The sequence below is a fragment of the Lysobacter korlensis genome (assembly GCF_042434515.1).
This window is the reverse complement of the sequence record NZ_JBHLTG010000003.1, coordinates 527,248-540,342: the sequence shown is the minus strand read 5'-3', so window position 1 is coordinate 540,342 and position 13,095 is coordinate 527,248. Positions and strand designations below refer to the sequence as shown.

At 66.5% G+C, this 13,095-nt stretch carries 10 protein-coding genes and 1 pseudogene; 4 read left to right on the top strand and 7 right to left on the bottom strand.

All coding sequences use genetic code 11. The features are described 5' to 3' along the window. Positions 1-83 precede the first annotated feature (83 nt). The 3 genes from ACFFGH_RS15530 (at position 84) to pilH (ending at position 2,204) form a co-directional block, all read left to right on the top strand. Positions 84-698, top strand: a complete 615-nt coding sequence (locus tag ACFFGH_RS15530) for an LOG family protein (protein ID WP_386669798.1) — start codon at positions 84-86, stop codon at positions 696-698. Between the two features lie 90 nt (positions 699-788). Beyond that, positions 789-1,781 (top strand): YhdH/YhfP family quinone oxidoreductase, encoded by a 993-nt coding sequence (locus ACFFGH_RS15525; protein WP_386669796.1) that lies wholly within the window; start codon positions 789-791, stop codon positions 1,779-1,781. A 57-nt stretch (positions 1,782-1,838) separates the two neighbouring features. Further along, positions 1,839-2,204 (top strand): twitching motility response regulator PilH, encoded by a 366-nt coding sequence (pilH, locus tag ACFFGH_RS15520; protein ID WP_386669794.1) that lies wholly within the window; start codon positions 1,839-1,841, stop codon positions 2,202-2,204. A 15-nt stretch (positions 2,205-2,219) separates the two neighbouring features. Here the strand turns inward: pilH and ACFFGH_RS15515 are convergent, their stop codons facing one another. Both ACFFGH_RS15515 and ACFFGH_RS15510 read right to left on the bottom strand, forming a co-directional pair. Next, entirely contained in the window at positions 2,220-3,119 is a 900-nt protein-coding gene (locus tag ACFFGH_RS15515) for a DnaJ C-terminal domain-containing protein (RefSeq protein ID WP_386669792.1), read from the bottom strand. Between the two features lie 148 nt (positions 3,120-3,267). Continuing rightward, positions 3,268-3,783, bottom strand: a complete 516-nt coding sequence (locus tag ACFFGH_RS15510; protein ID WP_386669790.1) for an Hsp20/alpha crystallin family protein — start codon at positions 3,781-3,783, stop codon at positions 3,268-3,270. Positions 3,784-3,930: 147 nt separating this feature from the next. Between ACFFGH_RS15510 and ACFFGH_RS15505 the strand changes: the two genes are divergently transcribed. After that, positions 3,931-4,410: a peroxiredoxin gene (locus ACFFGH_RS15505; RefSeq protein WP_386669789.1), complete on the top strand. Its 480-nt coding sequence runs from the start codon at positions 3,931-3,933 to the stop codon at positions 4,408-4,410. Between the two features lie 196 nt (positions 4,411-4,606). On the opposite strand, the pseudogene gyrA reads toward ACFFGH_RS15505, so the two are convergent. The 5 genes and pseudogenes from gyrA to zipA all read right to left on the bottom strand — a co-directional run. Beyond that, positions 4,607-7,151: pseudogene (gyrA, locus tag ACFFGH_RS15500) on the bottom strand (DNA gyrase subunit A); the annotation flags it as partial. 391 nt (positions 7,152-7,542) lie between these two features. Beyond that, on the bottom strand, positions 7,543-8,595 hold the full coding sequence (gene mtnA, locus ACFFGH_RS15495) for an S-methyl-5-thioribose-1-phosphate isomerase (protein WP_386669785.1): 1,053 nt from the start codon (positions 8,593-8,595) through the stop codon (positions 7,543-7,545). Between the two features lie 168 nt (positions 8,596-8,763). Beyond that, positions 8,764-9,738 (bottom strand): EF-P lysine aminoacylase EpmA, encoded by a 975-nt coding sequence (gene epmA / locus ACFFGH_RS15490; RefSeq protein ID WP_386669783.1) that lies wholly within the window; start codon positions 9,736-9,738, stop codon positions 8,764-8,766. Between the two features lie 118 nt (positions 9,739-9,856). Further along, positions 9,857-12,214 carry an NAD-dependent DNA ligase LigA gene (gene ligA / locus ACFFGH_RS15485; RefSeq protein ID WP_386669780.1) on the bottom strand — a complete coding sequence of 786 codons (2,358 nt, stop codon included), beginning with the start codon at positions 12,212-12,214 and terminating at the stop codon, positions 9,857-9,859. Between the two features lie 54 nt (positions 12,215-12,268). Beyond that, positions 12,269-12,985 carry a cell division protein ZipA gene (gene zipA / locus ACFFGH_RS15480; protein WP_386669778.1) on the bottom strand — a complete coding sequence of 239 codons (717 nt, stop codon included), beginning with the start codon at positions 12,983-12,985 and terminating at the stop codon, positions 12,269-12,271. Positions 12,986-13,095: the final 110 nt, after the last annotated feature.

The following is a 13,095-nucleotide window of genomic DNA, read 5'->3' as shown; positions in this document are numbered from 1 at the left end:
TTCATGGCCGACGCAAAACGGCGCACTCCGGTGCGCCGTTTTGCGTTATGGATTGCTGTACACACATTCTTCTGGAAATTCTGATGTCGAACACCACTCGCCCACTCCGCCGCGTCTGCGTCTACTGCGGCTCCAATTTCGGAAACCGCCCGATCTACGCGGAGCGTGCGGCGGCGCTCGGCGCCCGCCTTGCGCGCGAAGGCCTTGCGCTCGTCTATGGCGGCGGCAATGTCGGCCTGATGGGCGTGGTGGCCGACGCAACGCTCGCGGCCGGCGGTGAGGTGATCGGCGTCATCCCCCAGCAACTTGTCGGGATGGAAGTCGCGCACCAGGGCCTGACGCGGCTCGACGTCGTCGCGAACATGCACGAGCGCAAGGCGCGTATGTTCGACCTCAGCGATGCCTTCGTCGCCCTGCCCGGCGGCTTCGGCACGATGGACGAGATGTTCGAGATGCTGACCTGGCGTCAGCTCGGCATCGGCGACCGCCCGTGCGCGTTTCTCGACGTCGACGGATTCTATGCGCCGCTCGCCGCAATGATGGATCGCATGGTCGAAGAGCGCTTCCTGCACGCCGACCAGCGCCGCGATCTCTGGTACGGCGAAGATCTCGACGCGATGTTCGAGTGGATCCGCGCGTACACGCCGGCGCGTGCCGAAAAATGGCTTGAAGAAAAGAAGCGCGCTTCGCTGCGCTGATCGCTCAAACGAGCGCCCGGCGCGCGTAAACCGCGCGGCAATCGCACCGCCGTTATCCTTGCCGCTTCGCTTCCGCTGATGGACCTGCCGATGACAGTGCCTTCGACATTCAACGCATTCCGCATCCATAACGACGCCGCCGGCTACCGCAGTGGCGTCGAGGCGGTTTCGCTCGACGACCTCTCGCCCGGCGAAATCGTCATCAAGGCAGCGTTCTCGTCCGTGAACTACAAGGACGCGCTGGCGGGGACCGGCAAGGGCAAGATCCTCCGTCAGTTTCCGCTGGTCGGCGGCATCGACGTCGCGGGTCACGTCGTGGCCTCGACCGACCGCGCATTCCGCGAAGGCGACGCCGTTCTCGTCACGGGCTGTGGCCTCAGCGAGACCCGGGACGGGGGCTACTCCGAATACGTGCGACTCCAGTCGCAGTGGGCGGTCGCCCTACCGGCGGGGCTGGACCTCCGCGAAGGCATGATCCTCGGCACCGCGGGCTTCACCGCGGGGCTGGCGCTGCTGCGCATGCTCGACAACCGGCAGACACCAGACCTGGGACCGATCGCCGTGACCGGCGCGACAGGGGGCGTCGGATCGCTAGCCGTGGACATCTTCACCCGCGCGGGCTTCGAGGTGCATGCGATCAGCGGCAAGACGGACGAGGCCGCCTACCTCAAGCAGCTCGGCGCAACGCAGGTGCTGGGTCGCGATGCACTGTCGACCTCGCGGCCGATGGAATCGACGCGCTTCGGCGGCGGCCTGGACAACGTCGGCGGGCCGATGCTCGCCAGCCTGCTGGCCCAGACCGCGCCCTACGGCAACGTCGCTACGGCCGGCCTGGCAGCAAGCGCGGATCTGCCGGCTACAGTGATGCCGTTCATCATCCGCGGCGTATCTCTGGTGGGCGTGGCCTCGGCCGGTACCGCCCGCGATATCCGGGAGGCGGTCTGGCAGCACCTTGCAAGCGACTGGAAGCCGGCGAACCTTGACGCAATCTGCACCCGCGAGGTTTCGCTGGAAGGCCTGCCGGACGTGTTCAGCACCATGCTCGCTGGTGGCTCGAAGGGCCGGACGCTCGTCGCGCTGTAACGGGCCCGAGCCGCTACAATCGCGGCCGGACCCCGCTGTTCAACCTGGAAACCGAGCATGGCCCGCATCCTGATCGTCGACGATTCGCCCTCCCAGCTGATGGGCATCCGCCGGATCGTCGAAAAGCTCGGCCATGAGGCCGTGACCGCCGAGGACGGCGCCGCCGGCGTCGAAGCCGCCAAGCGCGAGCTGCCCGACCTGATCCTGATGGACGTGGTGATGCCGAACCTCAACGGCTTCCAGGCCACGCGCTCGATCACGCGCGAGGAAACCACCAAGCACATCCCGATCGTGCTGGTCACCACGAAGGACCAGGACACCGACCGGATGTGGGGCATGCGCCAGGGCGCGAAGGCCTACATCACCAAGCCATTCGACGAGAAAGAACTCGCCGAAGTCGTCAACCAGCTGCTACCGGGCTGATCCGACCGCCGCGCCTCAGGCGCGGCGCCAGTCGTCTCCGAACGCCTCGCGCAACCTGACATAGGCGTCGATTTGCGTGGCGTTATGCGCGCGCGGCGCGAGCACCTCGAGCTCCACGATCTGGTCGCCCGGCGGATCGCCCGGCAGCCCGCGGCCGCGCAGGCGGAGCTTTCGACCCGCCTCCGAATTCGGCGGAATCTTCAGCTCGACCGAGCCGCCCAGCGTCGGCACGCTGATCGTCGCGCCGAGCGCGGCTTCCCAAGGTGCGACGGCGAGGATGTGGATCACATTGCGCCCGTCGACCTCGAAATGCGGGTGCGCCGCGTACTCGACCTCGAGCAGCAGGTCACCGCGCTCGCCCTGCCCGCCCAGCCGGATCACCTGACCTTCGCGGATCCCCTTCGGTACGCGCACGTCGAGCGTCTTGCCGTTGACGTTGATGCGAACACTCGAGCCTTGATAGACCGCTTCCAGCGGCACCGCGAGCTTCGCCCTCGTATCACCGCGGGGCGGAGCCGCCCGGCCGGTGTTGAACCCGCCGGCAGCGCGACGGTTCTGACCGAACAGGCCTTCGAAGAAATCGCTGAAGCCGCCCGCGGCGCCGCCCCCGGCGAAGATTTCGTCCAGATCCGGGCTGCCGTATGCGCCACCGCCACCGAAGCCGCCGGGCGGCGCCTGCACGTCGTCGCCCGGGCGGTACCCGCGAGACCTCAGCCGGTCGTAGGCAGCGCGCTTCTGGGGATCGCGCAGCGCCTCATAGGCCTCGTTGACTGCCTTGAACTTGTCTTCCGCGCCGGCTTCCTTGCTGACGTCCGGATGGTACTTGCGCGCGAGCCGACGATAGGCGCTCTTGATCTCGGCATCGCCTGCGCCCTGCTCCAGGCCCAGGATTTCGTAGTAGTCCTTGAACTGCATCGTGACCCTTCGTATCAGTCGTGAGCCTTGCTGCGGCACCAACAAAACGGCCCGCAAGCTGCACTTGCGGGCCGTAGTGTAGACGCCTGGTGCGCAAGCCGCGGTTCACGCAAGCGTGCGCCACCTCATGCGTGCAGCCGTCTTGGCCTTACTGACGCGTCTGCCCGTCGCGGCCGCCGTTCTCGCCGTCGCCCTCGAGCCGGCTCCGCCCGCCTCCGACGTGAATGCGGCGCGGTGTCGTTTCAGGACGCTTCGGAATACTGATCTCCAGTACACCGTGGCGGCCATCGGCGCTGATGCCTTCCGGGTCGGCGCTGTCGGGCAGCGCGAAGCGGCGATGGAAGCTGCCGTAGCGGCGCTCGATGCGCGAGTACCGCTCCTTCTGCTCGTTGATTTCGCTCTTGCGCTCGCCCTTGATCGACAGGATGCCCTTGTCCATCCAGATTTCCACCTCGGCCGGGTCGATGCCCGGAAGGTCGGCCAGGATCACAAAGCGGTTGGAGTCCTCGCGAATGTCGACGCGCGGCGCCCACTGACTGGTTACGACCGACGACTCGTCGGAGTTCTCGCCGATCTGGAAGAAGCGCTCGAACAGCTGCTTGAAGTCATCCGGCATGCCGGTCTGGCCGGTCCGGTACTGCTGAGGATAGCGATTGAGATTCATGGCAGGTCCTCCACTATCTGGTGTGCTAATGCGGCGTAGCCGCAACTGCCGGCGATGTAGGGCCCGGCCGCACCGGCGCAAGATCCGTTGACCACTTGGAACGCGCCCTCGCTTAGACTCCGTTCAAATTCCTCAAGGACGCTTCACATGACGATCAACATCGGCAGCGCCATCCCGGAAGTGACGGTGCAGCGACTCCAGTCGGGCGTAGAGAACATCAACACGCGCGACCTGTTCGAGAACCGGCGGATCGTGCTGTTCGGTGTTCCGGGCGCCTTTACCCCGACCTGCTCCGAGCGTCACCTGCCGGGCTACGTCGAGCACTTCGCCGAGTTCCGCCGCCGCGGTGTCGACGTCGCCTGCATGTCGGTCAACGACCCGTTCGTGATGCAGGCCTGGGCCCGTAGCCTGTCGGTGCCGGACGAGTTGATGATGCTCGCGGACGGAAATGCCGAGTTCGCGCGTGCGCTCGGGCTCGAGATCGACGCGAGCGCCTACGGCATGGGCACGCGCTGCCGCCGCTTCGCGCTGCTGTCGGACCACGGTGTCATCCGGCAACTCGAAGTCGAGGCCCCGGGCGAATACCGCGTGTCATCGGCCGAGCACATGCTTACGCTGCTCGACTGAGTTCGTACGCCGGCAAGCTGGCCCTCGTTTGATTGCAACAAAGAAAACGCCGCCCGAAGGCGGCGTTTTCTTTTGCTCGCTCATCGACGCTCCTACGCGTCGGAAGCGCCATCACCTTCGGCTTCGACCACCTCAACGATCGCCTGGGCCAGCACGGCTGACTCAGATGCTTCGCCACCGGCGGCAGCATCCACATCGTCGAGCGATGCGTCGAGCCGCTCGACCGCCTGCAGCTTCTCGTCCTTGGCCAGGCGCATCAGCGTCACGCCCTGCGTATTGCGACCGACCTGGGCAATCTCGTTCGCTCGCGTGCGGACCAGAGTGCCGCCGTCCGAGATCAGCAGCACCTCGTGGTGATCGCTGAGCTGGATTGCACCGACGAGTTCACCGTTGCGGTCACTGGTCTTGATCGCGAGCACGCCCTGGGTGCCGCGGCCCTTGCGCGGGTAATCGGCAACCGGGGTGCGCTTGCCGAAGCCCCGCTCGGTTGCGGTCAGGATGTCACCGTCGCCCTCGATCACGACCATGCTGACGACCTGTGCGCACGCGCCTTCGTCGTCGCCAGCGAGCCGCATGCCGCGCACGCCGGTGGCCGTGCGGCCCATCGAACGCACCTCGCCTTCCGAGAAGCGAACCGCCTTGCCGTTGCTGGCGAACAACATCACGTCGCACTCGCCGTTCGTGAGCGCAACCCCGATCAGCGCGTCTCCTTCGTCGAGGTTGATCGCGATCTTGCCGCGCTGCAGCCGGAACGCGAACTCGGTCAGCGGCGTCTTCTTCACCGTGCCGCAGCGCGTAGCGAAGAACACGAAGCAGTCGTCGCGGTACTCGCGCACGGGCAGCACGGCCTGCACCTTCTCACCGGCTTCGAGCGGAATCCAGTTGATGATCGGGCGACCGCGTGCATTCGGGCCGGCGTCCGGCAACTGGTGCACCGGCAGCCAGAACACACGACCTGCGCTGGTGAAGGTCAACAGCGTGTCATGCGTGTTGACCAGCCAGAGCTGGTCGATGAAGTCCTCATCCTTCGTCGACGCCGCGTTGCGCCCCCTGCCGCCGCGCTTCTGGGCGCGATAGGCACTGACCGGCTGACGCTTCGCGTAGCCGGAGTGCGAGAGCGTGACCACCACGTCCTCCGGCGCGATGAGGTCGAGGATGTCGAGGTCTTCTTCGCTCTCGCGGATCTCGCTGCGGCGCGCATCGCCGAACTCTTCCTTGAGGTTGCGCAGCTCGGTGCGGATGACGTCGAGCAGCACTTCGGGGTTTTCGAGAATCTCGATCAGGCCGCGGATCGTCTCCAGCAGCAGGCGGTATTCCTCGGTAAGCTTTTCCTGCTCCAGACCCGTGAGGCGATGCAGGCGCATCTCGAGGATCTGCTGCGCCTGCGTTTCGGTCAGTTGATAGCCGCCGTCGACAAGGCCGACGCCACGCGGCAGATCTTCCGGGCGCGACGACTCGCTGCCGGCCGCGTCCAGCAGGCTGCCGACGAGGCCCGGCTCCCACAACCGAGCGAGCATGCGCTCCTTCGCAACCGCCGGGTTCTCCGAGGTCTTGATGAGGTCGATCATCTCGTCGATGTTCGCGAGCGCGACCGTCAGGCCCTCGAGGATGTGCGCACGCGCACGCGCCTTGCGAAGATCGAAGATCGTCCTGCGCGTCACCACTTCGCGACGGTGACGCACGAACGCTTCGAGAATCTGCCTGAGGTTCAGCAACTGCGGACGGCCGTCGACCAGCGCCACCATGTTGATGCCGAACACCGACTCCATCTGCGTCTGCTGATAGAGGTTGTTGAGCACCACTTCAGCCGACTCGCCGCGCTTGACCTCGACATAGATGCGCATGCCGTCCTTGTCGGACTCGTCGCGCAGCTCGCTGATGCCTTCGAGCTTCTTTTCCTTCACGAGCTCGGCGATCTTCTCGATCAATCGAGCCTTGTTGACCTGGTACGGAATCTCGGTGACGACGATCGCCTCGCGACCGTTGTCCGCAACCTCGACCTCGGCGCGCGCGCGCATGCGCACGCGGCCACGGCCGGTGCGGTACGCCGCGATGATGCCGGCGGTGCCGTTGATGATGCCGGCGGTCGGGAAATCCGGGCCCGGGATGTATTCCATCAGGCCGTCGACGTCGATCTCGGGCTGATCGATCAGCGCGATCGTCGCGTCGATTACTTCGGACAGGCTGTGCGGCGGGATGTTCGTCGCCATGCCGACCGCGATGCCGGCCGATCCGTTGACGAGCAGGTTCGGCACCCGCGTCGGCATGACCGTCGGTTCGAGTTCCTTCTCGTCGTAGTTCGGCTGGAAGTCGACCGTTTCCTTGTCGATGTCCGCCATCAGCTCGTGCGAGATGCGCGACATGCGCGCTTCGGTGTATCGCATCGCCGCGGCGGAATCGCCGTCGATCGAGCCGAAGTTGCCCTGTCCGTCGACCAGCATGTAGCGCAGCGAGAACGGCTGCGCCATGCGCACCAGCGTGTCGTACACCGCAGTGTCGCCGTGCGGGTGGTACTTACCGATGACGTCACCGACGATACGCGCAGACTTGTAGTACGGCCGGTTGCTGTGCGCACCGAGCTCGTGCATCGCGAACAGCACGCGGCGGTGCACAGGCTTGAGACCGTCTCGGACGTCGGGCAACGCGCGGCCGACGATCACGCTCATCGCGTAATCGAGGTAGCTGCGGCGCATCTCGTCTTCGAGGTTGACCGGGATGATTTCTCTGGCGAGTTCGGCCATCGGGATTCCGTCTGATGCGGGAGGCAGGACGCTTCGGAGCGACCCCTGCCACGCTATTCAGCATGGCGTTCGAGGCAGCTTGGGAGCGGTGTCCAAAAGACGTGAAAGCATAGCACGTGCGCATGCCCGAGGCCAGTAAAAACCCCTTTAGCAGACAAGGACTTAGGAGCTGTACGGGGCGCGGGTTTACGACGGGTGCAGACTTCGCTCGCGTCTCGGCGGGCGAAGGTCAGCACGGCGCGAAAGCAGCACGTGCTGGACGTCGCCGGCGCCCGCGGAGATCACCCCATCGGCAACCGAAAAACACTGATGGATGACAGCAGAACGAGCGCGTCTGGGCCAACCCAGCTTCTGCGCAAGAGGCTTCGCGCGATGCCGGTAGGCGGTCTGATCAGCCGAATGCGGCCTGCATTGCGGATTCGTCTGGGTTCTCGATGACTCCACGCTCGGTGACGATCGCATCGATCAGCGTGTGGGGCGTGACGTCGAAGACCGGGTTCCACGCGCCGACCTGCTCGGCCGCAGTACGTACGCCGCCGAGCCCGAACAGCTCGCCCGGGTCGCGCTCTTCGATGTGGATCTGGTCGCCCGAAGGCGTCGCCATGTCCACCGTCGATGACGGCGCAGCGACCATGAACTTCACACCGTGATGGCGAGCCGCGATGGCGAGCTGGTAGGTGCCGATCTTGTTCGCGGTGTCGCCATTGGCGCAGATGCGGTCGGCACCCACGATGACCCACTGGACCTTGCCGGACTTCATCAGGTGCGACGCAGCCGCGTCCGCGATCAGGGTGGGTGCAATTCCATCCTGCTGAAGCTCCCAGACGGTCAGCCGTGCGCCCTGCAGCCACGGGCGGGTCTCACCGGCAAACACGTTGTCGATCCGCCCCTGTGCAACGCCCGCGCGGATGACCCCCAGCGCGGTACCGAAGCCTGCGGTCGCGAGCGACCCGGTATTGCAGTGCGTGAGCACCCCGCTTCCGGGCTCGATCATCGCTGCGCCCATTGCACCCATGCGTCGGTTCGCCGCGAGATCCTCCTCCGCGATCGCGCGTGCTTCCCGATCGATCACCTCACGCCAGTCCGATCCGGCTTCGCCCAGCACACGCCGCATGCGCGCCAGCGCCCAGGCCAGGTTGACCGCGGTTGGCCGCGCGGCGTTGAGGTGAGCGATCGCGGGCTCGAGCTTGCGTGCCGCGTCGGCACCGTCGGACGCCTCCACCTCACGCGCGGCCAGCACGACGCCCCAGGCCGCGGCGATGCCGATCGCGGGCGCGCCACGGACGGTGAGCGCGGCAATTGCCTCTGCGACTGCGTCACTGCTTTCGCAGCAGACGTACTCGACCTCGAACGGCAGCTTGCGTTGGTCCAGAAGCTCGAGCGCGTCGCCGGTCCAGCGGATGGGACGGATGCGGTCGTAACGGTCGAAGTCGAATTCGGTCATTCGTCGATTCTATCCGAGGCGACTGGGCGGGCCGTTGATGGAACACTTGCCGAGGACTGCGCAGAAGATGAGCGCCGATGCAGGCTGATCCTGGCGCCGTCCGCTCAACGAAGAACTCGCGAATCGGCTCGCCGCCTCAACCGACGCCGGACGACGACGCCCGGGCCGCTACCCGCGCGAGAAATCGAACGCGACCACGTCGGCGATCCGCGACGTGCCGAGCATCGCCATCAACAGACGATCGATGCCCACGGCTACGCCTGCACAGTCCGGCAGGCCGTGTTCAAGCGCCGCGAGCAACCGCTGGTCCGCAGGTGGCACCACGGCGCCGCGCGCCTCGCGAACCGTCGCATCGCGTCTGAAACGTGCCGCCTGCTCGGCCGCGTCGACAAGCTCGTGGTAACCGTTCGCGATTTCGAGCGCCCCCAGGTACAGCTCGAATCGCTCGGCGACCGGCGGGTCGCCGTCGCGAACGCGGGCCAGCGCGCATTGCGACGCCGGAAAATCATGCACGACCAGCATCTGGTCGGTCGGAAATTCCGGCTGCAACCGATGGGTCATGAGTAGATCGAGCCAGTCATCCCGCGTGAGCCCGTCGGGGTCGATGTTGACGTCACCGAACGCGCCGCGCAGCGCGTCGACGCTGGCCGACGCGGGGTCGACACCGAGTCGTTCGCGATAGAGGGTGCGGTAATCGATCTCGGTGCACGCCGCTTGGCGGCCGACCAGTGCGAGTGCCTCCGCGACCAGTTCCACGACCTCGGCCACGAGCCGGCGATGGTCCCAGCCGACCCGGTACCACTCGAGCATCGTGAATTCGGGGTTGTGCCGGCCACCTGATTCGCCGTCACGGAAGACGCGGCCGAGCTCGTAGCAATCGCCGAAACCGGCCGCGACCAGGCGTTTGAGCGGATATTCGGGTGACGTCCGCAGCCACCGCGTCCGAGGCGCACCGTCGGTGCGGCCGCTGAACTCGGTCGCAAACGACGCGATGTTCGGCTCGGTATTGCCGGCAACCGACAGCACCGGCGTCTCCACCTCGACGACGCCGCGCTGTTCGAAGAACGCGCGGATGCGCGCGTTGAGCGCTGCTCGCAACCGCAGGGTTTCGAACGAAGCGCTGGGCGGCCAGTCAGCGCTCATCGTGGCACTAGGTCGCCACGCACGCAGCCACGACGGGCCCTAACTTTTTCGTCACGAACCGCACCTGCGGCGACGCATCGCTCGCCCGCGCCGCATGCGATGCCGAGTGTCGTTGCACTCATGCGCCCTGCCCGTTTTCGGCCAGAAAACCGAGCAGCTTCGCCTCGTCCCAGACGGGCACGCTGAGCGCCTGGGCTTTATCGAGCTTGGAGCCGGCTGCCTCGCCCGCGACGACGAACCCGGTCTTCTTCGACACGCTGCCGGACACCTTGGCGCCCAGTGCCTCGAGCCTGGCCTGCGCTTCGTCACGCGTCATCGCGGCCAGCGTTCCGGTCAGGACGACCGATTGGCCATCAAGCGGGCCCACAGCAGCCACGCTCGCACGCGGAGTCAACGCGTCCAGACGCTGCAGCGCCTCGCCTGCTGCAACGAGCAGTCTTGCGTTTGCCTGGTCGTCCAGCCAGCGCACGAACGACTGCGCGGTATCTGCCGGCAATCCCGCGGCGACGAAGTTGTGTTCCGGCATGTCGAGCAACGCCTGCGCGTCACGTGCGACCGTCGCCAGCTGGTCGGCACGCAGGCGGGTGATCTTCGGAATCTCCAGATCTACCAGCAGCGTTGCCAGGCCGAGCTCGTCACGAAGCTTCGGATTGGGCGGATGTGCGTCGCCGACTGCGACGCCGCGGGCGAGCAGCTCATCGATCACCTGCTGGTTGCCTGGCTGATCGAGGAAATGGCCGATGGAACGCGCGACTTCGCCGCCGACATCCGGCACGAGCTTGAACAGCGGCCACGGCAGGCGGCGGATCAGATCAAGATCACCAAACCACGCGGCGAGTGCTTTCGCGGTGCTTTCGCCGACGTGCTCGATGCCCAGCGCGAACAGGAAGCGCTCGAGCGTGCTCTGTCGGCTGCGATCGATTGCGGCCAGCAGGTTTTCGGCCCAGCGCGTCGCGACCTTGCCGCCCTTCGTTGCCGTCGCTGCAGAACCGTCACGCTCGTCGACCCGCCGCTTCATTTCCAGCAGGTCGTCGAGCGTCAGCGCGTACAGATCGGCGACCGACTTCACGTAGCCGAGGTCGCTCAGGTCCTCGATGTAGCGGTCACCAAGACCCTCGATGTCCATCGCGCGGCGGCCGGCAAAGTGGCGGATCGCCTCCTTGCGTTGGGCAGCGCAGGTCAGCTCGCCCGAACAGCGCCAGACGGCCTGCCCTTCTTCGCGCACGATTTCCGAACCGCACACGGGGCACTCGAGCGGCATCTGCCACGGCTGCGCGTCGGGTTGGCGGCCCTCGGGCACGACACGCACGATCTCGGGGATTACGTCGCCCGCGCGGCGCACGATGACCGTGTCACCGATGCGCACGTCGAGTCGCGCGATCTGGTCGGCGTTGTGCAGGGTGGCGTTCGTAACGACCACGCCCGCGACCTGCACCGGCTTCAGGCGGGCGACCGGCGTGGCGGCACCGGTGCGTCCGATCTGGATGTCGATGTCCTCAAGGACGGTGGTCTGCTCCTGCGCGGGGAACTTGTGCGCGATCGCCCAGCGCGGCGCGCGCGAGACAAAGCCCATCTCGGCCTGGCCCGCGTAATCGTCGAGTTTGTAGACGACACCATCGATGTCGAACGCCAGCCCGTCGCGCCGGCTACCCAAGCGCCGGTAGTAGCCGAGCAGGCCGTCGACACCGTCGACCACGTCGCTTTCCGCACTGACCGGGAAGCCCCACTCGCGCAGTTGCCGCAACGTGGCCGAGTGCGACTCCGGCAACTCGCCGCCTTCGACGATGCCGACGCCGTACGCGTAGAACGCCAGCGGACGCTGCGCGGTGATGCGCGGATCGAGCTGGCGCAGCGATCCGGCCGCGCCGTTCCGCGGATTCGCGAGGATCTTCCCGCCCTCGGCCCGCATGCGTGCGTTGTAGGCCTGGAATGCGGCGATCGGCATGTAGACCTCGCCACGCACCTCGAGGACGTCCGGCCAGCCTTCGCCGCGCAGGTTCATCGGCACCGCCCGGATCGTGCGCAGGTTGGTGGTCACGTCCTCGCCGGTTGCGCCGTCCCCTCGCGTTGCGCCGAGCACGAAGCGCCCGGCTTCGTAGCGCAGGCTGATCGCCAGGCCGTCGAGCTTGGGCTCGACCGAGAACCGTGGCGAATCGATGCCGAGCTTCTGCTCGATGCGGCGCACGAAGTCCGCGACTTCCTCATCGGCGAACGCATTGGCCAGCGAAAGCATCGGCACCGCATGGCGAACCGACGCAAACGCGCCCGAGGGCACGGCGCCGACACGCTGGCTCGGCGAATCGGGCATCAGCAAGTGCGGGTGCTCGCCCTCCAGAGCCTCCAGCTCACGCAGCAGGCGGTCGTACTCGGCGTCCGGGATGGCCGGATCGTCGAGCACGTAGTAGCGGTAGTTGGCGTCGTCGAGCTGGTGGCGCAGCTCGGCAATGCGGTCGGCGGGATCGGAGGCGGAGGTCATCACGCCGCCGATTATCGCTGCTGTCCCGTGAGAACGGGACAGTGCGCGCGGCGCTTACCAGCGTGTCGCCTTGGTCAGCGGCGGCGCTTCGCGTTGGCGGTCGTACGCGCGCAGCTCATCGCGGATATGTGCGATGCGCTGGCGTCCGAGGGCGTTGCGCTGCTCGTCCAGGACCACGCCGTCCAGCAGCTCGGCCATGCGGTGCGCCGTCGGCAACATGGTTTCCCAGGCGTCCAGCGCAGGTATCGGGGCCGGCAGCGTGAGGAAGAATGCGATCGCAGGTGTTTCCAACGTCTGGATCTGGGTCATATCGAAGCTGCCGGGCTTCATGATGTTCGCGACTGAAAACACCGGCCCGCGCTCCGGGCGATTCTCGACCAGCCGGTGGAACACGCCCATGTGGCCGTAGACGAGGCCCGCTTTTTCCGCTGCAACGACGATGTCGGGGCCGTGCAGCTTCTGGCCCGCGCGCGCGGCGAGGTAGAGCGTCACGATCTTGTCGAACTCCTCGCTGACGCGCTTGCCGAGCTCGGCCGCCGGAGGCGTTTCGGCCGCGCGGCTGGAAAGGTCGAGCTCGGACTGGGCCAGCGATTCGGCGCGTGCATCTGCTTCCATCTGCTCGCCGAGCGTCGGCTCCTGTCGCGAGGTGCTTTCACGCTGCAGGCGCTTGCCCTGGCCCGGCTTGCGCGGCCGGCCAAAGTAGAAGATCGCGGCGAGCAGAATCAGCCCCGCAACCGCGATTCCGATGCGCAGCATGGTCATATCCGACATTTCCAACTCCTGGATCGTGCATCGCGCTGACGGCGCGTGCGACGCAAAGGGAAGCTATTTAGCTCAGCTGCACGCGAAGGTCCACCACGGCGCACATGTGTACGCGGATC

What these genes read in the sequence shown, in the direction of transcription:
- mtnA (WP_386669785.1), bottom strand. Translation starts at nt 8,595, where the DNA reads ATGACCGAATTCGACTTCGACCGTTACGACCGCATCCGTCCCATCCGC.
- ACFFGH_RS15510 (WP_386669790.1), bottom strand. Translation starts at nt 3,783, where the DNA reads ATGAATCTCAATCGCTATCCTCAGCAGTACCGGACCGGCCAGACCGGC.
- ACFFGH_RS15515 (WP_386669792.1), bottom strand. Translation starts at nt 3,119, where the DNA reads ATGCAGTTCAAGGACTACTACGAAATCCTGGGCCTGGAGCAGGGCGCA.
- ACFFGH_RS15505 (WP_386669789.1), top strand. Translation starts at nt 3,931, where the DNA reads ATGACGATCAACATCGGCAGCGCCATCCCGGAAGTGACGGTGCAGCGA.
- epmA (WP_386669783.1), bottom strand. Translation starts at nt 9,738, where the DNA reads ATGAGCGCTGACTGGCCGCCCAGCGCTTCGTTCGAAACCCTGCGGTTG.
- ACFFGH_RS15525 (WP_386669796.1), top strand. Translation starts at nt 789, where the DNA reads ATGACAGTGCCTTCGACATTCAACGCATTCCGCATCCATAACGACGCC.
- ACFFGH_RS15530 (WP_386669798.1), top strand. Translation starts at nt 84, where the DNA reads ATGTCGAACACCACTCGCCCACTCCGCCGCGTCTGCGTCTACTGCGGC.
- pilH (WP_386669794.1), top strand. Translation starts at nt 1,839, where the DNA reads ATGGCCCGCATCCTGATCGTCGACGATTCGCCCTCCCAGCTGATGGGC.
- zipA (WP_386669778.1), bottom strand. Translation starts at nt 12,985, where the DNA reads ATGTCGGATATGACCATGCTGCGCATCGGAATCGCGGTTGCGGGGCTG.
- ligA (WP_386669780.1), bottom strand. Translation starts at nt 12,214, where the DNA reads ATGACCTCCGCCTCCGATCCCGCCGACCGCATTGCCGAGCTGCGCCAC.